Source organism: Trebonia sp., assembly GCF_030042015.1.
Lineage (GTDB): Bacteria > Actinomycetota > Actinomycetes > Streptosporangiales > Streptosporangiaceae > Trebonia.
This window is the reverse complement of the sequence record NZ_JASIAL010000243.1, coordinates 1-23,486: the sequence shown is the minus strand read 5'-3', so window position 1 is coordinate 23,486 and position 23,486 is coordinate 1. Positions and strand designations below refer to the sequence as shown.

Sequence of the window (23,486 nt, the reverse complement as noted above, 5' to 3'; positions counted from 1 at the left end):
TGCCCGGCTTGCCCGGCTTGCCCGGCTTGCCCGGCTTGCCCGGCCTGGCCGGCGGGCGGCGCCCCCTGGGCGGTCATCAGCTCAGGGCTGTCGTGGCGCCGCTCGCCGGAGTGCATGCGCTGCTCTCCTTCTCGCGATTCTCAGGAACTGTGGCGGAAATCCTCAGAACCGTCATATGCAAACTCCCAGTGCTCCGCACAGACACGACGGATTTTACCCGCGCCGCGTCCCGCCGCAGGGCGGCTGCCAGCAGCGACGTGACTAAAGCATTCCTGAAGATTCGCGGCGGCCTGGCCGCCGCGCTTCGAAGATACGGCAATCGCCCTATCCACAAGTCCATATACTGCGTTCGTGATAAATTCCCGCCGGATAAGCGTCGTGCTACCCGCCTATAACGCGGCGTCGACCCTTTCGCGCACGGTGGCGGAGCTTGACCGCGACCTCATTGACGAGGTGGTGCTCGTCGACGACGCGAGCAGCGACCGGACTGTCGCGCTCGCCCGTGAACTCGGCCTGGTGCCGATCTGCCACGAGCGCAACAAGGGATACGGGGGGAACCAGAAGACGTGCTACCGGCGGGCACTCGAACTCGGCGCCGACGTCGTCGTCATGGTGCACCCCGACTACCAGTACTCGCCACGGCTCGTTCCCGCGATGGCGTCGATGATCGCCTACGGCGAGTACGACATGGTGCTCGGATCCCGCATCCTCGCGCAGAACTCCGTCGCCCGCGGCATGCCCCGCTACAAGTACGTCTCGAACAGGTGCCTGACGTTCGTGGAGAACATCGCGCTTCGCCAGAAGCTGTCGGAGTACCACACCGGCCTGCGCGCCTTCAGCGCCCCGCTGCTCAACAGCCTGCCGATCGAGCGCAACTCCGACGATTTCGTCTTCGACAACCAGATCATCGCCCAGGCCGTCACGGCAGGCGCCCGGATCGGCGAAGTCTCGTGCCCGACCCGCTACGCGACCGACTCGTCGTCGATCAACCTGACCAGGAGCATCCGCTACGGCCTCGGCGTGCTGCGCACCTGCGTAGACTACCGGCTCAGCCAGCACGGCCTCCGGCGCCGCGACTACCTCGACTTCGAGGTGGAACAACTGCCTGCCCTGGTGGCCCGCGGGCAGGCGGCGGACCCGGGTCGGCGGGCGACCCCGTAAGTTAGCTGCTGGGACCTCGGCCCTGGAGGGGAGTGACGGCGAATGCCGAAGTCACTTGACCTGGAAGCCCGGGTCGCTCCGGAACATCCGGGAAGGAGGCATCGGTTGACCGCGGGAAGCCTGCTGCTTGTGCTGTTCGCCGTGATCGCCGCGGCCAGCGGGCAGCTCATGCTCAAGCACGGCATGCAACTCGCCACCGCCCGGGCGCGCGGCTCGGGCGGGTCGCTCGTGGTGGCCGCGGCGACCACGCCCTGGGTACTGCTCGGGCTCGTGGTGTTCGCGGTCTCCGCCGTCGCGTGGCTCGGCGCGCTGTCCCGGCTTCCGCTGAGCGTCGCCTATCCGTTCAACGCGCTCGGCTACATCGTGATCCTGATCGCCAGCATCCTCGTCCTGCACGAGCGAGCCAACCTGCTGACCTGGGCAGGCTCGCTGCTGGTCGTGTCGGGACTGGTCATCGTGGTGCTGTCCAAACCGTAGTCCGCCGCCCTGGCCAGGGCGGCGGACCGATGAGTCAAGGGGCTGATCCATTTGTCATCCGCAGAACCGGCTGTGCGCCCTGCGTCGGGCGCGAGCCGAGGGGATTCGCCACGGCAGGTCGCCGCCGCGGTGGCGTATTCGCGGACCGCGGCACCCGCCGCGACCGAGTGCGCCTGGTGCGGGCGCCGCTTCGGCGGCGATGACGAGCACCGGCCCGGGCGGATCCTGTGTGCGCGGTGCGGCGTGGCCACGACCTCGCCATGGCCAAGCGAGCAGCAGCTGGCGCAGGCGTACGCGCTCTGGTACCGCCCCGCGGCGGGACGGTTCTCCGGCCTGGGCGACAAGGTGCTCAAGCACACCCGGTCCACCCTCGCCAGCCGCCTGCACCGGGTGCTGCCGGAAGGGCCCGTCCTTGACGTGGGAGCCGGCGACGGGACGCTCGTCGGGGCCTTCCGCCGGCATGGCCGGGAGGCGGTGGGCGTCGATCCCTACGCGTCCGGGTCCCACCCGCACGTGCGCGACGTCGAGCTTGAGGACATGACCGGCGCCTGGTCCGCGGTCGTCTTCTGGCACTCGCTTGAGCACCTGCGCCAGCCGGTCCGGGCACTGCGGCACGCGGCGGATCTCGTCGTCCCCGGCGGGGTGCTCGTCGTCGCCGTGCCCAACGCGACGAGCCTGCAGGCCCGGGTGTTCGGCGACCGCTGGCTCGCGCTCGACCTGCCCCGCCACCTGGTCCACATCAGCCCCCAGGCGCTGCTGTCCCAGCTCGCGGCCCTGGGGTTCCGGGTCGAGCGGGTAAGCTACCTGCGCGGCGGTCAGGTGCTGTTCGGCTGGCTGCACGGTCTGGTGGGCCGGCTTCCCGGCCACCCCGATCTCTACGACGCCATCCGCCGCAGCGCGGCGCGCCAGGCGCCGCAGAGCCCCGCCTTCCGCCTGTATGCGCTTGCGGCGGCCGCGGCCGTGCTTCCCGTGGCCCTGGTCGGGTCCGCCATCGAGGTGGCGGCACGGTCCGGCGGCACGATCTACGTCGAGGCCCGCCGGGACACGGACGCGGTGATCGGCTAGCCGCCACGGGCGGGTCAGGTAATCTTGCGCCAGGCATGGGGCGGTAGCTCAGCCGGTCAGAGCAGCGGACTCATAATCCGCCGGTCCTGGGTTCGATCCCCAGCCGCCCCACCGGCAGTTTTCTGTGCATCTCCCAGGATCCGTGGACCGGTTCGCAGACCGGCGATCCGGTTCAGGAAGACCCGCAAGACGAAGCTCGAGGCGCAGTGGACCTGCCTGTGACGGGCGGTGAACCGTCCCGGGGGGCGACGCGTTACCAGGGGTATCCAGAGCCTCGCGGTAAGGGGGCGGCGACGATGAAGATCCGCCACTGGGTGATGGGCTTGGTCTCGCTCGCCGTGTTCGTGGCAGGGGGCGAACTCATCTCTGCGGCATACAGTTACCGCGGCGGTACGGAGGTGCAGGTCCATCCGGTCTGGGTCGACGTCGGGGGCTGCATGGTCATCGCCGCCGTGGTGCCTCTCATCGGCGTGGGCATGAAGATCGCCAAGGCGATGCCGAAGACGGCGCCGCGCCAGCAGCCGCAGGAGCCTCCGGGGCAGCCGTCACCGGACCTGACGCACCGGCAGCTGGCGGAGTTCGTGTCCAGGTGGATGACTGAGCGACAGGTGAACGGCGCATTCAAGGACGCCAGGCTCCGCTGAGCCCCGGGGACGCCAAGCCTGCCGCATAGCGGCGCTGACGAGAAGCTTCTGTGGCTGCTTGGATTAGCCGATCCAGGCACCCGGATGAAACCACGCGTTCGGTGACGGGTTCCCAGTGTCAATCACCCGCGACCTCGCGGTAGGCCGCCTGGACGATCTCGGCGGCTTCCCTAACCGCCTGGTCCCGCACAGCGGGGTCAGGGTCGGCGAGGGCTCGTTCGGCAGCGTGGAGCCGGGCGGCGACCGAGGGTCGCCGCCCGATGGCGATGGCAGCGCCCCAGCGCTGGTAGAAGTGGCGGATGGGGAAGACACTGTCCTCGTCCCCCGCCTGGGTGAAGGCGTCCTGGATTTCCTGGAAGAACTCCGGCAGCCGGGACGGCGCGACCGCGGCGATCGCCTGTCGCAGGGCGGGGAGCGACAGGGCGGGCATGGGAATCAGCGGCTCATCACCCTGCGGGTACTCAGCAGTCATCCCAGCTCGCCTCCTTTCACGCCCGGCAACAGAATAACCGCGCCAGGCCTCGAGGCGGAGTCCGGCTACTCCAGCAGCGCACGCCGGGCAAGAGCGCCCCAGCCCAGTAGGCGAAGCGCGGCTAACCAGGGCCAGCGCCTGTTTGCACCCGGGAGGGCTTGGGAACCGTGGGGAAGTGGCTGTCGCTGACCGCCAACTTGCGGTTCAGGAGGCAGCGTGGGGGCAATGGTTTTTACGCGCCAGGTGTCCTAAACGGAGCTACCTGGTCTCGGGGGAGGCAGCATGACATCGCTAGCTGAGCGCGCGAGTGACAAATCCGGACAGATGGGACGAGGCGCCGAGAGCGGCACAATGACCGTCGGGGATTTCCTGCTCCGCCGGCTTCAGGAGGCAGGCGTCGGCCACCTGTTCGGTGTTCCGGGTGACTTCAACCTCGAGCTGCTGCAGCAGAACGAGGACGGCGGCTACCTGAGGTGGGTCGGCACGTGCAGTGAGCTGAACGCGTCCTACGCGGCGGATGGTTACGCGCGGCTCGCTGGCATGGGCGCCGTGACCGTGACGAATGCCGTCGGTGCCCTGAGCGCGATCAACGGGATCGCCGGCGCCTACGCGGAGCATGTCCCGGTGATCTTGATCGCCGGGTCGATACCGCTGAGGTCGATCGAGCGGGGCCTGGGGATGCACCACACGACGGGCGACGGGACGTGGGACCGCTTCCTCGGCGCCTTCGCGCAGGTGACCGCCGCGCAGGCCAGGCTGACCCCGTCCAACGCGGCCACGGAGATCGACCGGCTGATCCTGACCGCCTGGCGGGAGAAGCTCCCGGTGTACATGGAACTGCCATCGGACATCGCCTACCTCGACATCGAGGTCCCGGCGGCCCCGCTGGTGCTTGCCGAGCCGTCAAGCGATCCCGAACGGCTCAAGTCGTGCGTCGCGGCGATCGCCAGCCACCTGTCGCAGGCCAAGTCACCGGCGATCCTGGTGGATGAGGACGTCGACCGGTACGGCGCCGCGACGGAGGTCATGGGGCTGGCCGAGAAGCTGCAGCTGCCGGTCGCGGTGACCGGACCGGCCAAGGCGGTGATCGACGAAACGTTCCCGCACTACGCGGGCATCTACAACGGCAAGGCCAGCGCGCCGCAGACCCGCGAGGCCATCGAGGGCAGCGATTGCCTGCTGTCCATCGGCTACCGGCCGATCGACGGAACCTCGGGCGACTTCACCGCGTCGCTGCCCGCCGACACGATCCGCGCCCGCGGGCATTCGGTGGACATCGGCGAGGACAACTACCAGGCGGTGACCCTCAGGGAAGTCCTGCGCGGCGTCATCGACGCGGTCCCGCAAGTCAGCAGCCGCGCCACCGCCTACTTCGCCGCGGGCACGTCGGCAGGCGCCCACGCCGACGGCTCCGCCAAGCTGACCCAGGCCGCCTACTGGGAAACCATCCAGGGCTACCTGCGGCCTGGAGACGTGCTCCTCACCGATAACGGGACGTCGTACGCCATCTTCGGCTTCCGGCTGCCGCCCAAGTGCACCGTGGTCGCGTCGGTCATCTGGGGCTCGATCGGGTACAGCGTCGGGGCATTGCTTGGCACGCTGACCGCGGCACCAGACCGCCGCCACCTGCTGTTCATCGGCGACGGCTCGTTCCAGGAGACCGCCCAGGAACTGTCGACCATGCTGCGCCATGACTGCAAGCCGGTGATCTTTCTGGTCAACAACGGCGGATACACGATCGAGCGCGGCTACATGGGCAAGACCTCGGACTACAACGACATCGCCGCATGGGCCTACGCCAAGCTGCCGAAGGTGTTCCGGCCGGACACCAACGCACGGTCGTTCGTGGTCAAGACCGTCGCGGACCTGGAAAAAGCGCTCAGCGCGCCCAACGACAGCCTGATCTTCATCGAGTCAGTCATGGATCCTTACGACGCTCCCGCCTCGGTCATCCACAGCAGCAACAACGGAGCCGAACTCGACTACGGACCCCGCGGCCCACAGCACCGCGGCAACGCGCAGCTCCGGCCAGCCACCTGAGACGGCCCGCCAACGCGGCCCGCCAGCGCGGCCCGCCAACGCGGCCCGCCCGGGGTCCTTACTCCGCGCGCGGCAGCGGCGCGGCCTTGACGTGAGTGAGCAGGTTCTCGCGGTACACGAGGACCTCCCAGCCGGGGACGCTCCCGATAGAGGCGGGCCTGCCGAACGCCCGCTCGGCATCCTGCACCGTCAGCGTCGGGTAGCTGTTCTCGACCGCGACGAAGTTCGCGTAGTACCTCGCCGCGTCATACCAGCCGGCGTCCATCTCCCAGTTGTACGTCCATGCCGTCGTCCCGTGGATCCCGATCGTGCGGACCTCGACCTTGCCGCCGGCGTTCTGGGTGGTCGCCGAGGCCGACCAGTAGCCGGCGAGGCCGTAGCTGAGGTGGTGGGCCTCAAGCCAGGCGATGACGTCGTCGGACGGCTGCGCCGCCGCCGGGAACGTGGTGGCGGCGATCAGCGGCACGAGCGCGGCGGCGGCCGCCACGGTGGCGGCCGCTCCCGCGCGCACCCGGGCAGTGATCTGCGACGGCACAAGGAACCGGGCGGCGAGTACCGCGCCGGCCGGCAGCACGAAGGCGATCTCATGGGAGTTGGTCGCCCTCGGGATCGTGGAGAACATGTACGCGGCGAGGTTGAAGATGATCGCCAGGCACAGGGCCTGCTCGGCCCGGCTCGCTCTGCGCCACCGCACGGCCACCGCGACCAGGCCGGCCGCCGCGGCGAAGACGGCGATCAGCCCGACGATGGTGAGCGCGCCGTGCAGCGGGACACGCGGCGTGCGGCTGGCCCCGAACAGGTACCGCAGGACGTCCCAGGTGAGTGCGGCGTTGTGCCCCCACTTACCTGGCGCCGCGAGCGCGAACTCCGGCGCGACCATCAGGTACCCGCCGAAGTGCCGCAGCACCGCGCGAACGGCGAGCTCGGCAGGCACGGACGCGGCCGCCGCGAGCGCGATCGCCCCGTCGCCCGTGCGTAGCCGCCGCGCGACGGCCATGCGGTACGCGGACACGAGGATGATCGCCGGTACGGCGATGTACAAGACGGTGACGTCGCTCAGCTGGCCGGCGCACAGGATCACGCCGACGAGGGGCGCGATGTAGCGCGGCATGCGATCGCGGTCGATCAGCAGGAACGAGACGAGGACGAACACGCAGGTGCCCATGTGGTCGGGCGGCCCGATCTCGACCCACAGGCCGTAGGGAATGGCGAGCGGGATCGCCAGGACGGCGACCGCCGCTCCGCAGCGGGCCAGCCGGGCCGCCCCGCCGCTGCCACGCACGGCCAGGGCCACCGCGCAGGCCACGACGAGCAGGTAGACGATCGAGGAAGCGATGTAGCTGCTGAGCACGCTGAGCCCGAAGAAGAGCTCAGTCAGCATGAGAACCGGCAGCTCGAGGGCGTAGAACGAGACGTCGCCGAGGATCCACCCGTGCAGCAGCAGGTTGCCGTGCAGCATGTCCCAGGCCTGGAGGGCATTATTCGCCCCGTCGGAATTCTGCGGGAAATCAAGCGAGATCCGGATGAAAAAGGCGAGCAGTGCCGCGCAGCCGACGGCCCACCCGGCTGCCGCCAGCCAGCGCCGGCCAGCACGCCGCGGCACCCCGGCCGCCCCCCGCGGCCGAGATGCCGTAGCAGCAGCGTGCGCTGAATTGGCGTGCCCAGGGAGGGAATCGGACACACGGGGAAGCTACTCCCGCATGCCTGTGAATTTCACACAACTAGGCTGAGAGTTTAGTGTCAATGACGCGCGCCGTTCAGCGGAACAGGCCCGGTTCCTGCATGTCGAGCGTGCGGGAGATCGAGCGGCGGATCTCGTCGGTGATCTTGCGGGTGCGGTAGAGCTCGTCGAGCTTGTCCCGCTGCGCGCGGACGAGCTCCTGGCGCAGGCTGTGCACGTCGACGGACTGGTCCCGGCCCTCATCGCCGAGCGCCATCCGGACCCGGTCCAGCCGCAGCTCGAGCAGCTGCCGGTAGACGTTGGCCGTGTCCTCGTCCACCCTCCCGTCCTCGGCCATCTCGTCGAGGCGGGCAAGCCCGGCCTCGGTGACCTTGGCACGCGCGGACGCCTCCGCGCGCTGGTGCTGCTCGGTTTGCGCGAGACCCAGGGCGCGCAGCAGCGGCGCCAGCGTCAGTCCCTGCCCGATCAGCGTCGCCACGACGACGCACGCGGCCAGGAAGATCAGCGTCGAGCGCTCCCCGAACGGCCGTCCGTTCACCGTCACGGGCAGGGTCAGCGCGATGGCCAGCGAGATCGCGCCGCGCATGCCGCCCCAGCCGATGACAAGCCGCTGCCGCCACGGGTTCCTGACGAAGGCGGAGTGCCGGCCGGGCAGGAGCCCGATCAGCGGCGACATGGTCAGCTCCCAGCCCAGCCTGATCACGACGACCGCGCCTACCACGGCGGCGGACGCCCCGGCCAGCCACCCCGCCGAGTGGGTGCCGGACAGGTGCGCCAGGATCGAGCGCAGCTCGAGGCCGAGCAGCACGAACAGCGACGACTCGAGCAGGAAGATCAGCATTCGCCAGAACAGGGTGCCGGGGATTCGCGACGCGGGCTGGATCAGGCCGTCCGTCTGGGTCCCGAGGTACGCCCCGGTCACCACGGTGGCCAGCACGCCCGACACGTTGAGTTCCTCGGCAGGGATGTAGGCGACGAACGGCGTGATCAGCGAGAGCATGATCTGGATCATGGGATCGCGGACGTGGCGGCGGAGCCGCCCGATCACCACCGCCACGGCGAGTCCGTAGGCGATCCCGCCGAACACGACCTCGGCCAGCCGCGCGCTCCCGTGGCCGACTGTGAGCGGGTGCGTCATCGCCTCGACCGCGAGCCCGAACGCGGTCAGCGCCACCCCGTCGTTGATCAGGCTCTCGCCTTCGAGAATGGCGACGACACGCTGCGGCGCTCCCAGCCGCGTCAGCACGGACGTGGCGGCCACGGCGTCGGTGGGCGCGACGGCGGCGGCCAGCGCGAGCGCGGGCGCCCAGCCGAGGGCCGGCAGGACGAGCCTGGTCACCCAGGCCACGCCCGCGATCGTCGCCGCGGTCGCCCCGACCGCGAGCGCGCTGATCGGCACCGCGTTCTCACGGGACTCCCGTGGCGCGGACAGGAACGCGGCGTAGTAGACCAGCGGCGGCACGAACACAAGCAGCACGACGTCCGGCGGCAGGTCGACATTCGGCACCTGCGGGATCAGGCTGGCCAGCACGCCGAGAATGACCAGCACGATCGCCTCGGGCACCTCAAGCCGGTTGGCGACCGCCCGCCCGATGATCACCACGACAGCGATCGCCACTGCCAGCGTAAAAAGGTCCTGCTCCCGCACCGGCCTCTCCCTGAACCCCACCGCAGGTCAGCCCCGGCAAAACTGCCCGCCTGGTCGGAGGGTAATCGAAAGACGCCGCCCGCAAGACACTCAGCACGGGTGATGTGCGCCGGACTGGCCGAGTGGACACTGAGTATAGTTACTCAGCGTGTCTGTCAAGTCACGCAAGGAACGGGGGTACGGCAATGTTCAGGGAACGACGGCGGGAGCGCCACGAAGAGCGGGAAGCCACCCGTTACCAGATGCGGCAGCGCATGATCTCGATCGGCGATGACTACACGATCGAGAACGACCGCGGCGAGCGCGTGTACAAGCTGGACGGCAAGGCCCTGCGGGTCCGCAAGACCATCCTGTTCGAGGACATGGCCGGGCATGAGCTGTGCAAGATCCAGGAACGGATGCTGCACGTGCGGGACAGCATGGAGATCGAGGGATCCGACGGGAAGCGGGCCGCCATGGTGCAAAAAGCCATGATCGCGCCGCTGCGCGAGCGGTGGGTCATCAAGACCGATGGCCCGGACCTGCATGTCCACGGCAACATCGTCGACCACGAGTACACGATCGACCGTGACGGGGACAAGGTCGCCGAGATCTCCAAGCGGTGGTTCCGGGTCCGCGACACCTACGGGGTCGAGGTGCTCCCGGGCGAGAACGACGTCCTGATCCTGGCCGCGACAGCGGTGATCGACACCATGGCCCACCCAGACAGATAAGTTCGGGGGAGCCATGCAGGCAAGGGAGCAACTGATTCGCAAGCTCGTCGCCGAGATGCTCGGCACTGGAGTACTGGTGTTCTTCGGCGTCGGGGTGGCGACCCTCATGTTCGGGTTCCACTTCGACGGCGGCAGCCTGGCCGCGGGCGTGGTAGCCACCGCGCTGACCTTCGGTCTCGTGCTGCTGGCGCTGTGCTACTCGATCGGGCCGCTGACCGGCTGCCACGTCAATCCCGCGGTGACCATGGGCGCGCTGCTCGCGGGCCGTCTTCCTGTGCGGGACGCCATCGGCTACTGGGCCGCGCAGTTCGTGGGCGGCATTCTCGGCGCGCTGCTGCTGTGGGGGATGTTCAACACCTCGCCGCTGTACAGCACGTCGAAGACCGGGCTGGGCACCGACGGGTGGGGGTCGGCGTCGTTCATTCACATCGGCATGGGCGGCGCGTTCCTTGCCGAGGTGGTGCTGACCGCCATGTTCGTCTTCGTCATCCTGGCCGTGACGAGCAAGATCGGGAACTCCACCACGGCCGGCCTGGCCATCGGCCTGGCGCTGTCGGTGGCGCACCTGATCGGCATCCCGATCACCGGCACCTCGGTCAACCCCGCCCGCGCCCTCGGGCCCGCGCTCATCGTCGGCGGCACGCCCCTGAGCCAGGTATGGCTGTTCATCGTGGCACCCCTGGTCGGCGGCGCGGTCGCGGCCGGGCTGCACTACGTGGTCTTCCCCAAGCTCGTGCCAGCCCCCCGGGAGGAACAGCCGCTGCCGTCCGCCCGGGGGGGCTGACTACTGCCCGCACCGGCTACGGGACCGTGTAGGCGACCAGCTGCGGGTGCCCGCCCCCTCCGGAGGCGGAGATCTCGGGCCCGCCCGCCGGGACAAGCACCGCGTTGCCGGCGATCGCGATCGGCGCGTTGGCCGACGTGGGCAGCTGGTGGCGGTAGACGATCGCGCCGGTTGAGCGGTCCAGCGCGATCAGCACGCCGTGGTACAGGACCGTGAAGATCAGGTCGTTGGAGACGGTGACGGCGCCGAGTGGCATGTCCGCCACCTTCGTGTCCCATTCGACCGCGCCCGTGGCCAGGTTCAGCGCCTCCACCTCCCCGGTCGCCGGGCCGGCGGCCTTGTTGCCGTCGACCGCGTTCACGGTGGTGAAGGTGATCGGCCAGTCGATGGTCGCCACGTAGACGGTGTCGCCCGCCACCGCCATGTTGGTCAGCACGCCGCCCAGCGATCCCGGCAGGATCGTGTAGGGCGCCGTCAGCGTGATCTTGTGCTCAAGCAGCAGCAGCGAGTCGTCGTCGTGGCCGTTGTGCTCGCCGACCGGCGTCTTCCACAGCAGCGCGCCGGTCGCCGCGTTCATCGCGTAGACGTAGCCCATCTTGCCGGCGCCGATGACCGCGGGCACCCCGCCGACCGACGCCGAGATCGGCGAGATCTGCATGTCGTAGTCCTTGAAGTCGTTCGGCACGCCCTGGTAGTACCAGCGCAGCGTGCCCGTCGCCGCGTCCAGGTTCACGTCGCTGTCGGTGTACAGCTGCGCGGCCGGGTGCGCGATCGCCGAGGCCATCGACTGATAGGGATTGCCGATGCCGAACGTCACCGATCCATCGCTGCCGACCAGCGGCGTCTGCCAGGCGCCGCCGGCACCGGCACCGAGTGCCTGCACGCCCGGGTCCTCGCCGAGCAGCGTGTTGAACCTCCAGAACACCTTCCCGGTGGCCGCGCTCAGCGCCATCAGCACGCCGCCGCCCGGCCCGTTTCCGTAGGCGCTGGCCAGGTAGACGCGCCCGTCCGCCACCTGGGGCTGGATCTCGAACGACCCCTGGCCCTTGCTGAGCAGGTCGCTGTCGACCCAGATCGCCTTGCCGGTCGCGGCGCTGAGCGCGAAGACGGTATACGGGGTGTCCCCGAACACCCGCCCGCCGCTGACCGCCACCCCGTTCGGCCCGGGCCCGCTCTTTTCCGGCATGTTCAGCTGGTACTCCCACAGCAGCTTGCCCGTGGCAAGCGAGAGCGCGTAAACGTTGCAGTCCAGGTCCTGGATGTACACGACGCCGTTCACCACGATCGGCGTCGCGGCGAACGCGCCCGCCCCGTCCACCCCGGCCGCCGCCGTGCCTGCCAGCTTGAACGTCCAGGCTTCGGCGAGCTTGGACACGTTCGCCGACGAGATCACCGAGCCGGCCGCGACGCGGGTGTTGGCCAGATTGCCGTTCGGATACGGCCACGAGCCGGACGGCGCGGCCGCGCCGGAGAAGACCGTCGCCGTCGGCGCCGCGCTCGAGCACGCCGCGGCAAGCAAGCTCACCGCCGCAAGCAGGCAGGCGCCTGCGGCTGCGCGCCTGATTTTCGTCATCCTCATCCGACCTCACCTGCCCTCTCATAAACTGATATCAGTATGATAGATTCGTGAAATCAACCGGTCAACACCGCGAAGGGCAAGAGACAAAATCATTCGCCCGAACGATCCCTGGCTTCTCGTCCCGCCCCAGCCCGCTGATTCCGGTGTCCGAAGCCCGGTTGACGGCATAAGCGGCATATGTCACGCTTCGTCCGTGGGCGGGATGACAAGAGCCCGTGTCCGTCTCGGCACGGGATCGATAAGGTGCGCCGCGATCGTGATCGCCGCGCTGTGCGCGGCCGTACCGGCCGTCCAGGCCGCGGCCGCGTCCGCGGCGCCGGCGGCAGCCGGCGCCGTCGCGACCAGCTGCAAGCCGGCGGTCCACCTTCCGAAAGACGAGTCACCGCACTCCGCCCCTGTCGAGTGGTGGTACTTCAGCGGCCACCTGCGCGGCACCGACGCGGCGGGCCACGCGCACACCTACGGGTACGAGTACGTGATCTTCCAGTTCCTCGGTGTCGGCTCCAAGCCCCTGTACTACGCCGACCTGTCCATCGCGGACCTGACCCGCAAGACCTTCCACTACGCGGGCAAAGAGGACTCCTACACCCCGCCGGCGACACCGGGCAAGTTCGAGCTGCACGCCGGCGCGTGGACGATGAGCGGCGGGTCCGGCCACGACGCGCTCGACGCCAGCCTGTCCGGTTACACCCTGGACCTCGGCCTGCAGGCCACCGAGCCCGCCGTCTTGCAGGGCAGCTGCGGCGTCATCCCGATGGGCCCGATCGGGTCGTCGTACTACTACTCGTGGACCTCGCTGAAGACCACGGGCACGGTCACCGACCACGGCGTGAAGATCAAGGTCACGGGCACCTCGTGGATGGACCACCAGTGGGGCGCGCTCGAACTCGCCAGCGGCGCCGGCTGGGACTGGTTCAGCATGCAGCTGTCCAACGGGCAGCAGTACATGCTGTACTTCATCCGCAACGACAAGGGCACGGTCGTGGTGACAATCGGCACGCGGGTCGCCGACGCCGGGAAGGACGTCAGCCACCTGTCGCCGGCCAGCTTCAGCGAGAAGGCCACCGGCTCCTGGACCAGTCCCGCGACGCACATCACGTACGGGTCCGGGTGGAAGGTCACCGTCCCCGGCGGCACGCTGACGGTCACGCCGGACCTGCTCGACCAGGAAGTGGACCTGGTCTCCGCCCAGGGCGTCGTCTACTGGGAGGGCGACGTCACGATCACGGGCCGCATCGGCGGCAAGGCGGTCAGCGGCGTCGGCTACACGGAGATCAACCCGCCGGAAATGGTCCCGCCGGGCGCCTGACGTCACCGCGCGGGCCGGTAGACAACACAGCGATGGCGCCGACGTCGGCGTAGCCGGTGGCCGCGGCGCCTCCCGCGCGCTGCCGGGCCCGGCTAACCCCGCGAGCGCCTAGTCGGCCACCAGCACCGCTACGCCCACCTGAACTCCCGGCTCGGCACCAGCGGCATCCTCAGGCACCACCTGAAGAACGGCGCCAGCGAATTCTACAACCCACCGACACCAGCGAGGTGCTGATCTACCACGCCCAGGACCTGCTCGGCGGCCAACTTCCACGGCAGGCGACCGGCCAGCCTTGACGGATGGTTAGCTGACTGTGGCCATTAGGTAAGCATCTAGACGCACATCGCCGACCTCTATTCGTGTTATTATTCGATGTAGCAGGAACTTACTACTCAGATGGTGATCATATGTCGCAGCCGCAGCTTCCCGGACGCGGCCAGGGCCCCGGCCCTGGCCGCGACGCCGGGCTGCCCGGCGGCGGCCGGGACGGGCGGCTTGCCGCGTTCGCGGAAGACGGTACGCGGGACACCTGCCCACCGGGTGCGGCGCTCGGCGTGCTACTTGAGGAGCTGTCCGGCCCGGACTGCCGCTGCGACGGCGCGACCGATGACGAGCTCATCGGCCTGCTGGGCCGGTGGGCGGCGATGGAGTCGTGGGCGGCGGCGAGCAAGCTCGGCGTGCTGCGCGAGCTGATCCGCCGCCGCGCGCGGCCCGGGACGGGCGGGCACAGGCACGGGGACCTGCCCGATGCCTGGGACGAGGGCGTGGGCAATGAGGTGACCGGGGCGCTGGGCATGTCGCTGCCGGCCGCCGACAAGATGCTGGATGTCGCGTGGGCGCTGGGGGCCCGGCTGCCCGGCATCGCCGCCAGGCTGGCCGACGGCACGATTGACTACCTGAAGGCCAAGATCATCGCCCAGGAGCTGTTCGTGCTCGACGATGAGCAGGCCGCGCGGGCCGAGGCCTTGATCATCGACGAGCTGCCCGGCAAGACGCCGGGGATGATCGGCAGGCTGGCCGCGGCGGCGGTGGCGAGCGTGGACCCGGACGGGACGCGCAAGCGCCGCGAGCAGGCCGAGCGGGATGAGGCCAGGGTGCGGTTCTGGCGCGAGCACGGCGGTGCCTGCGCGCTTGCGGCCTATGGGCTGCCCACCGACGCGGCGCTGTCCGCGAACGCGAATGTGAACCAGCGCGCCCAGGAGTACAAGAAGGCCAAGGTCAGCCCGGGCGCCACGATGGACCAGCTGCGGGTGCTTGCCTTCTTGGACATCTTGAACGGCGTCAGCGCCGCCGCCCGCATCGCCCAGGCCGAAGCCCAGGCCGAAGCCCAGGCCGAAGCCCAGGCCGGGCGGGCTGGAGCGCCGCGGCCCGGCCAGGACGACGCCGAGCGCGGACGCGGTAAGCCGGCCGGGCATGACGGCTGCCCGGACGGCGGCTGCCCGGACGGCGGCTGCCCGGACGGCGGCAGCGGGGGTCGGGGTGATGGTGACCCGGTCGGCGGGCCGCCCGCCGGAACCGGCGCGACCGGCCCGGCTCTGCCGGCCAGGATCAACCTGACGATCCCGTTCGCCACCCTTCTCGACCTGGCCGAGCGGCCCGGCGAGAGCCATGGCCTCGGCCCCCTCGACCCGGCCCTGGCCCGTGACCTGGCCGCCGCGGCCGCCCGGAGCCCGCACAGTGAATGGTGCGTCACGGTCACCAACGCCGCCGGGATGGCCATCGGCCACGGCTGCGCCAGATCTGCTCGCACGCACCAGGCGAAGCGTCCGCCACCCGGCAACCGGGACGGCCCCTGGGCGTTCACCGAGAGCGACGGCACCGGGACACAGACCCCACCGGACGGGTTCGGCAGCTGGACGATCACCCTGCCCAGCGGGCGGGACTTCGCCGTCGAGCTTGGCCCGGTGCCGCTGACCGATTGCGACCACCGCTATGAGTCCCGCGGCTACCAGCCCAGCGACACCCTCCGCCATCTCGTCCAGGTCCGCGACGGCAAGTGCACGTTCCCGTGCTGCTCCAGGCACGCCCGCGAGTCGGACTTCGAGCATGCCATCCCGTTCGACAAGGGCGGACGGACGTGCGCGTGCAACGCCGGCGCGCGCAGCCGCCGCTGCCACAAGGTCAAGCAATCCAAGGGCTGGAAAGTCGAACAGCCTCTCCCCGGCTGGCACGTGTGGACGACGCCGAGCGGCCGCACGTACACCCAGGGCCCGATGAAATACCCCGCATGACCGCGACCGGTCCTGGAAGTGCGGCCGAGCTGGCGTCCTGGACGTAGCGTTACACGCCGGACGCGCCAAGTCCCCGGATATCGCGGCAGGCGCCCTGTACGGACCGTACAAGACTATGTAAATCTCTAGTTACCGCGCCCAATGACAGGGGCATTACCGGCGCGTGATGCTCTGTCGAAACGGGCAACGTGAGTGGGTCACCCAGTCGACGGTCAGGAAGGGAACCATGACCGAGACGCACGTACGTGCTGAGGCATCGCAGGAACCGGAGTTCCGCAACAACTGGCTCGAGGGTCCCTTCGCGCCCGTTGACCAGGAAGTTACCGTTTACGATCTCAAGGTCACCGGGACGATCCCCGGCGACCTTGACGGCCGCCTGCTCCGCGTGGGGCCGAATCCGGTGGACCCGGAGAACCCCGTCACCTACAACTGGTTCACAGGCAACGGGATGGTGCACGGCGTCCGCATCCGCGACGGCAAGGCCGAGTGGTACCGGAATCGCTTCGTACGGGACGACCAGGTTACCCGCAGCAAGGGCCTGCCGCCGCTGCCCGGCCCGAGCCAGCTCGGCGGCGGTGCCAGCTACGTCGCCGACAACGTGGTGAACACGCACATCTTTCCGCAGGCCGGCAAGACCTGGGCGTTCGCCGAGGCCGGCGTGCTGCCGATCGAGCTGTCCTACGAGCTTGAGTGCCTGGCCAGGTCCGACTTCGGCGGCAGCCTCAACGGCTCCTGGACCGGCCACCCGCACCGCGACCCGGGCTCAGGCGAGCTCCACGGGATGACGTACTACCACGGCTGGGAGTACGTCAGCTACCAGGTGCTCGACACGACGGGCAAGATCCGCAGGACGGTGGACGTCCCGGTGTACGGCCGCCCGGTCGTCCACGACTGCGCGCTGACCGAGCGGTACGCGATCTTCCTTGACGGGCCGGTCGCCTACTCCGACGAGCTGCTCAGGCAGGGCTACGACTTCCCGTTCATGTGGGGCTTCGAATACCCGACCCGCTGGGTGCTGATCCCGCGGGACGGCGTGCCCGGCGACGTCGTCTTCGCGGACGTGGAGCGGTGGGCGGTGTTCCACATCCTCGGCGCCTACGACATGCCGGACGGGCGGGTGGCGCTGATCGGCCCGGGCAACTCCCGGATGTTCGTCACCGACCGGACCGGCCCCGGTGAGGTTCCCGGCTCGCTGAACCTGTACCTCATCGACCCCGCCACCGGGAAGACCGAGGTCAAGATCCTGGACGAGCAGCCGCAGGAGATGCCGCGGCTGGACGAGCGGCTGACCGGCGGGAAGTTCAGGTACGGCTATTTCTCAAGCCGCGACCAGGGCATCTCCACGCTGATCAAGCAGGACCTCGACGCGAAAACCAAGGAGTCCTACGGCTACGGCCCCGGCCGGTTCGGCATGGAGGCCGTGTTCGTGCCGCGCACCCGCGACTCCGCCGAAGACGACGGCTGGCTGATGACCTTCGTCACCGACATGACCACCAAGACCGCCGAGGTCGTCATCCTGCACGCGCAGGACCTGCGGGCGGGCCCGGTCGCGACGATCCACATCCCGCACCGGGTGCCGATCGGCTTCCACGGCAACTGGATTGCGGATTCCGAGCTCGAACAACAGCGAAAGGCCCTGGGATTGTGACGGAGCAAACGCAGCAGACGGAGCAGGCGCAGCAGACGCGGCAACTGCCGCCGGACGTGATCGCGCAGCTGAAGGCCCTTGACCCGGCGGTCAGCCCGGAGCTGGCGCAGGCCACCTGGGCGCTGCTGACGCCGTTCCACGAGAAGGCCGGCTACACCGCGCCGAAGATCGACAGGGACCTGCGCTACGGGGACGACCCGAGGCACCGGCTCGACGTGCACACCGCTGGCAACGGCCAGGCCGGCGCGCCGGTCTTCGTGTTCGTGCACGGCGGCGGCTTCGTCCGCGGCGACAAGCACGTCCCGGGTACCCCGCAGTACGACCTGGTGGGAGCGTGGGCGGTCCGGCACGGCTGGGTTGGCGTGACGATGACCTACCGGCTGGCGCCTGAGCACACGTGGCCGTCCGGCGCGCAGGACGTCGCCGCGGCGGTCCGCTGGCTCAGGGCGCACATCGCCGGCTATGGCGGTGACCCGGACAAGATCGTGGTCGCGGGCAACTCCGCGGGCGCGATGCACGTCGCCTCGTTCGCCGCCGGCCAGGGGGCCGCCGGCCCCGCCGATCCCGTCGGCCCCGGGGGCATCGCGGGAGCGGCGCTGCTGTCCGGCATCTACGAGATAGGCGCGCCCCGTCCCGGCGAGCCCGAGCACGCCTACTACGGCCCGAACCCGGGCCCGGAGGTCTCGCCGCTGCCCGGCCTGCTGCGGACCACGGTCCCGCTGCTGTTCAGCGTGGCCGAACGGGACCCCGGACTCTTCCAGGAGGCCGCCGCGCGCCTGGTCGGCAAATGGCTCGACAGGCACGGCACCGTGCCGGACCTGGTCTGGGTCGAGGGCCACAACCACATGTCGACCATCGGCAGCCTCACCGTCGACGAGGCGGCGCTCGGCGTCCCGCTGGCCCGGTTCGTCGAGCGGGTGACCGGATGGCCGCGCTGACCGGCTTCCCGGCGGCGGCCGTGCTGATCGGTGCCCCTGCCGGGAACAGCCGTGCTCCGGCACGTGCCGTCCGGGCCGGCGGGCGTGATCGCCCCCTGGAACACAGGCGACTGCGGGCCGGCAGCGTGTTCGTCCCGGGCACCGATCACTGGAACACCCTGCTGAAAGGAGCGCCTGCATGACCGCCCCGGAGCCGACGTTCCCGCCCACGCAAGCACCCCAGCCAACGACCGGGGGCCGGCAGGGCTACCTGCGGATCGCCACGGAGGAGGCGTTCGCCACCCCCGAGATCCTCAAGCTCTGGCTCGGCCTGCTCGACGACCCGACGTTCGACGACCCCGGCTTCCGCTCCCTGTGGTCCTTCTACGGCACGGCCACCGCCGAGCGCCCCCGCTTCGTCCTGCAGTCCCTCCAGGACCTGGGCGAGGGGCGCCTCGCCGCCATGGACAAGGCCGGCATCGACCGGGCGATCCTCTCGCTGACCTCGCCCGGCGCCCAGCCGCTGCGCAAAGACATCGCGAAACAGCAGGCCACCCTGGCCAACGACCAGCTCGCGCAGGCCTGCAAAAGGCACCCCGACCGGTTCTCCGGCCTCACCGCGGTCGCACCGCAGGATCCCGAGTACTCGGCCAGGGAGATCGAGCGCGGCAAGAACGAACTGGGCTTCCACGGCGTGATCATCAACTCCCACACCCAGGGCGAGTACCTGGACGACCCGAAGTTCTGGCCGATCTTCGAGGCCGCGCAGGCCCTCGACACCCCGATCTACCTGCACCCGAACACGGCCCCCAAGAACTTCATCCAGCCCATGCTCGAGGCCGGGCTTGACGGCGCCATCTGGGGGTTCGCGGTCGAGACCGGCACGCACCTGCTCCGGCTGATCACCAAGGGCGTCTTCGACCGGTTCCCGCGGCTGAAGATGGTGGTCGGCCACCTCGGCGAGGCGCTCCCGTTCTGGATGTACCGCCTGGACTACATGCACGGCGCCACGGTCAGGTCCGGCCGGTACGAGGCGATGAAGCCCATCGAGTGCAGGCCGAGCGAGTACCTGAAGAGGAACGTCTGGGTCACCACGAGCGGCATGGCCTGGGCGCCCGCGATCATGTTCTGCCGCGACGTCCTCGGCCCCGACCGGGTGCTGTACGCGATGGACTACCCGTATGAGTACCTGGTCGACGAGGTCCGCTGGCAGGACGACCTGCCGCTCACCACCGCCGAGAAGAAGCAGTTCTACCAGACCAACGCCGAGACGGTGTTCGGCCTGCCGAAAGGAGACGCGTAACCATGCCCCGTCCCAAGATCCCCGTCGAGGACCGCCTGGAGATCCAGGAGCTGTTCGCCTACTACGCGTGGGGCCTGAACACCGGCGACGCGGAGGAGGTTCTCGCCTGCTTCACCGAGGACTGCTCGTTCGAGCACCTGCCGCAGGGCATCTTCCGCGGCCACGACCAGCTCCGCGTCCTGCTGAACCACCTGTGGTACGACAAGCCCGGCTGGTTCATCGGCCGCCAGCACCTGGCCACCCACTTCGTCATGACCCCGCTGTCCGAGCAGGAGATGCACGTCAAGGCCTACTCCTCGATCCTCCAGCACAACCTGGACTACCGGAGCAACTTCGTGTTCGGCCTCGCCAGCTGGGACAACGTCTGCACCAAGGCCAGCGGTGAGTGGCTGTTCAAGTCGGTGCGGATCGTCAAGTGGATGGGCCAGGACGTGCCCTGGGTGGGCGAGGACCGCGCACGCATCCAGGCCCCCACCGGTTCCCTTCTATGAGTCCGAACGGTCCCAGGATTCTCCCCGTCCGCAACCCCTACACCGGCGAGTTCGACTACGAGATCACCCCGCCCACCCCGGAAGAGCTCGCGCAGACGTGCACGCGGCTGCGCGCCGCCCAGGTGACGTGGGGCGCCGCGCCGCTTGAGCACCGGATCGAGGTGCTGAGCCGGTGGGCGGACGAGCTCGATGCGGCGTACGGCCCGCTGTCGGCCGCGGACTACGCGGACACCGGCGGCTGCCTGATCTCGCTCATCGCGCCGCGCGTCGTCGCCGGCAGCGTGCGCGCCTGGGCCGCCGACGCGCCGCGGGTGCTCGCCGCGGCCGCCAGGTCCGGCACGAGCTCGATCATGCCGAGCATCTCGTTCCGCACCCAGCTCGTGCCCTACCCGCTGGTCGGCGTGATCAGCCCGTGGAACGGGCCGCTCATGCTCTCGATGCTCGACCCGGTGCCGGCGCTGTTCGCCGGCAGCGCGGTGATCGTCAAGCCGAGCGAGGTGGCGCCGCGGTTCACCGAGCCGCTGATGGCGACCATCCGCGCGGTCCCCGAGCTGGCCGGCGTGCTCACGTTCATCACCGGCGACGCCCAGACCGGCCAGGAGCTCATCGGCCAGGTCGACATGCTCTGCTTCACCGGCAGCGTGCCCAACGGGCGCAAGGTCGCGCAGGCGTGCGCGGCCCGGCTGATCCCCGCCTACCTGGAGCTCGGCGGCAAGGACCCGGCCGTGATCACGGCCTCCGCCGACCTTGAGGCGGCCGCCACCGCGGTGCTGCGCGGCGCCGCGTTCGGCACCGGCCAGGTTTGCTTCTCCATCGAGCGGATCTACGTGCAGGAGGACGTGCACGACGAGTTCGTGGACATCCTGGCCCGCAAGGCCGGCCAGGTGAAGCTCAACTACCCCGACATCGACGACGGCGAGATCGGCCCGTTCGGGTTCGACCGGCAGGCGAAGATCGCCGACGAGCACCTGGCCGACGCGGTGGCCAAGGGCGCCGTCATCCGCGCCGGCGGGCCGTCCCAGGAGCTCGGCGGCGGCCACTACATGCGGCCCACCGTGCTGACCGAGGTGAACCACGGCATGCTCCTGATGCGGGAGGAGTCCTTCGCGCCGTTCATGCCGGTCATGCGGTACCGCACGGAGGACGAGGCGGTGGAGCTCGCCAACGACACCAGCTACGGGCTGTCCGCGGCGGTCATCGCGGGCACCGCGGCGGAGGCCGCACGGATCGGCGAGCGGATCAACGCGGGCACGGTCAGCCTGCAGGACACGTTCCTGACGCTGTTCAAGACCAGGGACATCGGCACGAACTCGTTCGGCGACTCCGGGCTCGGCGGCGACCGCACCGGCCCGGCCTCGATCCTGCGGTTCCTGCGCAAGAAGGCGCTGCTCACCCAGTCCGCCCCGCCGGCGCCGCTGGCGAGGCCAGCGACGCCGGCCGCCCCCGGAGGTCGCCCGTGAAGATCCAGGCCGCCGTCGTCTGGGAAGCCGGCGCGCCGCTGTCGATCGAGGAGTTCGATCTCGACGACCCGCGCGCGGACGAGATCCTCGTCAAGGTCGAGGCGGTCGGGGTGTGCCACACCGACGACAACGCCCGGCTGGGCCGGCTCCCTGTCGTCTTCCCGATCATCCTCGGCCACGAGGGCTCCGGCACGGTGCAGCGCGTCGGCGCCAACGTCACCAGGGTTAAACCGGGCGACCGAGTGCTGTTCACCCCGGACTACTGCGGGCACTGCGAGCAGTGCCTGCTGGGCCTGACCCCGTACTGCGAGGACGTCGTGGCGGTGACGTTCACCGGCACCCGGCCAGACGGCTCGCCCCGCGCGCACTCGGCGGGCAGGCCCGTGCGCGCCTCGTTCTTCGGCCAGTCGAGCTTCGCCACCCACTCCCTGGTCACCGAGCGGAACATCGTCCCCGTTCCCGCGGACGCCCCGCTGCACTACCTGGCGGGATTCACCTGCGGCGTGCAGACAGGCGCCGGGGCCATCCTGAACGCGATGCCAGTCGGCCCCGGCCGTTCGGTAGCGATCTTCGGAACCGGTGCGGTCGGGCTCGCCGCGGTGATGGCGGCCGTTGCCTGCGGCGCGGACGACGTGGTAGCCATCGACCGAGTCCGGCACCGGCTGGACCTGGCCCGTGAGCTCGGCGCCACCCACGCCATCGACACGACCGGTCGCGACCTGGCCGACGTGACCGCCGAGGTGACCAAGGTGACGGGCAACGGCGCCGACGTGGCGCTGGACACCACGGGCAACCCCGCGGTGATCCTGGCCGCGGTCAGCGCGCTGGCCACGCACGGGACCGCGTCGGTGATCACGAGCAGCGGGCCGCCCGTCACCCTGCCTCCCGGGGTGCTGCTCCTGAAGGGTCGCAAGCTGCGCGGCTCCATGGGCGGCCACATCAACCCGGCGGTCTTCATCCCGCGGTTGCTCGACCTGCACGCCCGCGGCCGCTTCCCGGTGGAACGACTGGTGAAGAACTACCCGTTCGCGCAGGTCAACACGGCGATAGCCGACTCCCTGTCGGGCGCGACGATCAAGCCGGTCCTCACGTTCGGCAAGTGAGCCGGTCCCCAGTTGCGGGGTCAGCGCGCAGTCGCCTGCTCCAGCCCCGCGCTGTCCCGGCTGCCCCGGGCGTCTCGGGCACATCAGGCACATTGGGCATCCCGGGCGCCCCGGCCGCGCCGCGGTTTCCCCCGCCGCCGCGCCCCGCGTGCACCCTGCGCCCCCCTGCGTCACGCGCCCGGCGGGATGCCTGAATTAACTGCCCCGGGATGAGGCATTGCGCTTGACTCAGGCATCTGCGCGCGGCGATCGCGGCTGCCCGGCGCGGGTACCCGCGGATGAACCGGATCTGTGCCCGGCCGTGACCCCCGCCATCCCGTGCCGCCCGTGCCGCTGGCGTGCCCGCCCGGGGGATGCGCTTGATGATCACGGGCCGGAGGTGGCCGCGGGCGGTCCCGTTTGACCCGTGATCATGGTCCATGGGCGGTTTCCGGGGAGTGGTTCACGGCTGGACGGGGGGAATGTCGGCTATGTGGCCGCCGCTGGCGGGGTTGACCCGTGACCTGCCCTGCGCCGCAAAGGGGGCCAGCGGCCACGGTCGGCACCTTCTGTGACCGAAGACGGCTCACGTGGTGACCGCAAGAACTCACGGCCGGCTCACTAGGACCTCAGGTGTCGCACGGACGACAACTCCGTGACGCCGGCGAGCGTGGCCCCCGGCTGGCAGCCGCAGCTTTCCCGGCACAGGAGCCGGGTGGGCAGCGCGATGTCGCGTTCGGCCGGCTGCTCGCCGCTGATCATCGAGTAGAGCACCTCGAAC

General features: G+C 70.0%; 19 protein-coding genes and 1 tRNA gene. 16 read left to right on the top strand and 4 right to left on the bottom strand.

Annotated elements, in window-relative coordinates:
* Positions 1-351: 351 nt before the first annotated feature.
* The 5 genes from Q1N79_RS13080 (at position 352) to Q1N79_RS13060 (ending at position 3,347) form a co-directional block, all read left to right on the top strand.
* Positions 352-1,161, top strand: a complete 810-nt coding sequence (locus tag Q1N79_RS13080) for a glycosyltransferase family 2 protein (RefSeq protein WP_300608804.1) — start codon at positions 352-354, stop codon at positions 1,159-1,161.
* A gap of 105 nt (positions 1,162-1,266) precedes the next feature.
* Complete coding sequence (locus Q1N79_RS13075; RefSeq protein ID WP_300608802.1) at positions 1,267-1,638, top strand: EamA family transporter; 372 nt, start codon at positions 1,267-1,269, stop codon at positions 1,636-1,638.
* Between the two features lie 129 nt (positions 1,639-1,767).
* A complete protein-coding gene (locus tag Q1N79_RS13070) occupies positions 1,768-2,703 on the top strand; it encodes a class I SAM-dependent methyltransferase (protein WP_300608800.1) in 936 nt (311 codons plus the stop codon).
* Between the two features lie 37 nt (positions 2,704-2,740).
* Positions 2,741-2,814: transfer RNA gene (locus tag Q1N79_RS13065), tRNA-Ile, on the top strand.
* Positions 2,815-2,999: 185 nt separating this feature from the next.
* Positions 3,000-3,347 (top strand): hypothetical protein, encoded by a 348-nt coding sequence (locus Q1N79_RS13060; protein ID WP_300608798.1) that lies wholly within the window; start codon positions 3,000-3,002, stop codon positions 3,345-3,347.
* A 118-nt stretch (positions 3,348-3,465) separates the two neighbouring features.
* Here Q1N79_RS13060 and Q1N79_RS13055 read toward each other — a convergent pair whose 3' ends face one another.
* Positions 3,466-3,819 carry a hypothetical protein gene (locus Q1N79_RS13055; protein ID WP_300608796.1) on the bottom strand — a complete coding sequence of 118 codons (354 nt, stop codon included), beginning with the start codon at positions 3,817-3,819 and terminating at the stop codon, positions 3,466-3,468.
* Positions 3,820-4,170: 351 nt separating this feature from the next.
* Here Q1N79_RS13055 and Q1N79_RS13050 point away from each other — a divergent pair, with 351 nt between their 5' ends.
* Positions 4,171-5,859, top strand: a complete 1,689-nt coding sequence (locus Q1N79_RS13050; protein WP_300608794.1) for a thiamine pyrophosphate-binding protein — start codon at positions 4,171-4,173, stop codon at positions 5,857-5,859.
* Between the two features lie 58 nt (positions 5,860-5,917).
* Here the strand turns inward: Q1N79_RS13050 and Q1N79_RS13045 are convergent, their stop codons facing one another.
* Both Q1N79_RS13045 and Q1N79_RS13040 read right to left on the bottom strand, forming a co-directional pair.
* Positions 5,918-7,462, bottom strand: coding sequence for a hypothetical protein (locus tag Q1N79_RS13045; RefSeq protein WP_300608792.1), 1,545 nt, complete (start codon positions 7,460-7,462; stop codon positions 5,918-5,920).
* A 154-nt stretch (positions 7,463-7,616) separates the two neighbouring features.
* Positions 7,617-9,188 carry a Na+/H+ antiporter gene (locus Q1N79_RS13040; protein WP_300608790.1) on the bottom strand — a complete coding sequence of 524 codons (1,572 nt, stop codon included), beginning with the start codon at positions 9,186-9,188 and terminating at the stop codon, positions 7,617-7,619.
* 185 nt (positions 9,189-9,373) lie between these two features.
* Between Q1N79_RS13040 and Q1N79_RS13035 the strand changes: the two genes are divergently transcribed.
* A complete protein-coding gene (locus tag Q1N79_RS13035; protein ID WP_300608788.1) occupies positions 9,374-9,901 on the top strand; it encodes an LURP-one-related family protein in 528 nt (175 codons plus the stop codon).
* 13 nt (positions 9,902-9,914) lie between these two features.
* On the top strand, positions 9,915-10,685 hold the full coding sequence (locus tag Q1N79_RS13030) for an aquaporin (RefSeq protein WP_300608786.1): 771 nt from the start codon (positions 9,915-9,917) through the stop codon (positions 10,683-10,685).
* Between the two features lie 16 nt (positions 10,686-10,701).
* Here Q1N79_RS13030 and Q1N79_RS13025 read toward each other — a convergent pair whose 3' ends face one another.
* Complete coding sequence (locus Q1N79_RS13025; protein WP_300608784.1) at positions 10,702-12,264, bottom strand: PQQ-binding-like beta-propeller repeat protein; 1,563 nt, start codon at positions 12,262-12,264, stop codon at positions 10,702-10,704.
* Between the two features lie 202 nt (positions 12,265-12,466).
* On the opposite strand from Q1N79_RS13025, the gene Q1N79_RS13020 reads away from it, so the two are divergent.
* The 8 genes from Q1N79_RS13020 (at position 12,467) to Q1N79_RS12985 (ending at position 22,726) form a co-directional block, all read left to right on the top strand.
* Positions 12,467-13,573 carry a lipocalin-like domain-containing protein gene (locus tag Q1N79_RS13020; RefSeq protein ID WP_300608782.1) on the top strand — a complete coding sequence of 369 codons (1,107 nt, stop codon included), beginning with the start codon at positions 12,467-12,469 and terminating at the stop codon, positions 13,571-13,573.
* Between the two features lie 407 nt (positions 13,574-13,980).
* Positions 13,981-15,804 carry a DUF222 domain-containing protein gene (locus tag Q1N79_RS13015; protein WP_300608780.1) on the top strand — a complete coding sequence of 608 codons (1,824 nt, stop codon included), beginning with the start codon at positions 13,981-13,983 and terminating at the stop codon, positions 15,802-15,804.
* A gap of 226 nt (positions 15,805-16,030) precedes the next feature.
* Complete coding sequence (locus Q1N79_RS13010; protein ID WP_300608778.1) at positions 16,031-17,452, top strand: carotenoid oxygenase family protein; 1,422 nt, start codon at positions 16,031-16,033, stop codon at positions 17,450-17,452.
* Positions 17,449-18,390 (top strand): alpha/beta hydrolase, encoded by a 942-nt coding sequence (locus Q1N79_RS13005; RefSeq protein WP_300608776.1) that lies wholly within the window; start codon positions 17,449-17,451, stop codon positions 18,388-18,390. Before Q1N79_RS13010 ends, Q1N79_RS13005 begins: the two co-directional genes overlap by 4 nt.
* A gap of 178 nt (positions 18,391-18,568) precedes the next feature.
* On the top strand, positions 18,569-19,672 hold the full coding sequence (locus Q1N79_RS13000) for an amidohydrolase family protein (RefSeq protein WP_300608774.1): 1,104 nt from the start codon (positions 18,569-18,571) through the stop codon (positions 19,670-19,672).
* Positions 19,673-19,674: 2 nt separating this feature from the next.
* Entirely contained in the window at positions 19,675-20,163 is a 489-nt protein-coding gene (locus Q1N79_RS12995) for a nuclear transport factor 2 family protein (protein WP_300608772.1), read from the top strand.
* Positions 20,160-21,623, top strand: coding sequence for an aldehyde dehydrogenase family protein (locus Q1N79_RS12990; RefSeq protein ID WP_300608770.1), 1,464 nt, complete (start codon positions 20,160-20,162; stop codon positions 21,621-21,623). Before Q1N79_RS12995 ends, Q1N79_RS12990 begins: the two co-directional genes overlap by 4 nt.
* Positions 21,620-22,726: an NAD(P)-dependent alcohol dehydrogenase gene (locus Q1N79_RS12985; RefSeq protein ID WP_300608768.1), complete on the top strand. Its 1,107-nt coding sequence runs from the start codon at positions 21,620-21,622 to the stop codon at positions 22,724-22,726. The genes Q1N79_RS12990 and Q1N79_RS12985 overlap by 4 nt, the downstream gene beginning before the upstream one ends.
* The last annotated feature ends 760 nt before the right edge of the window (positions 22,727-23,486 follow it).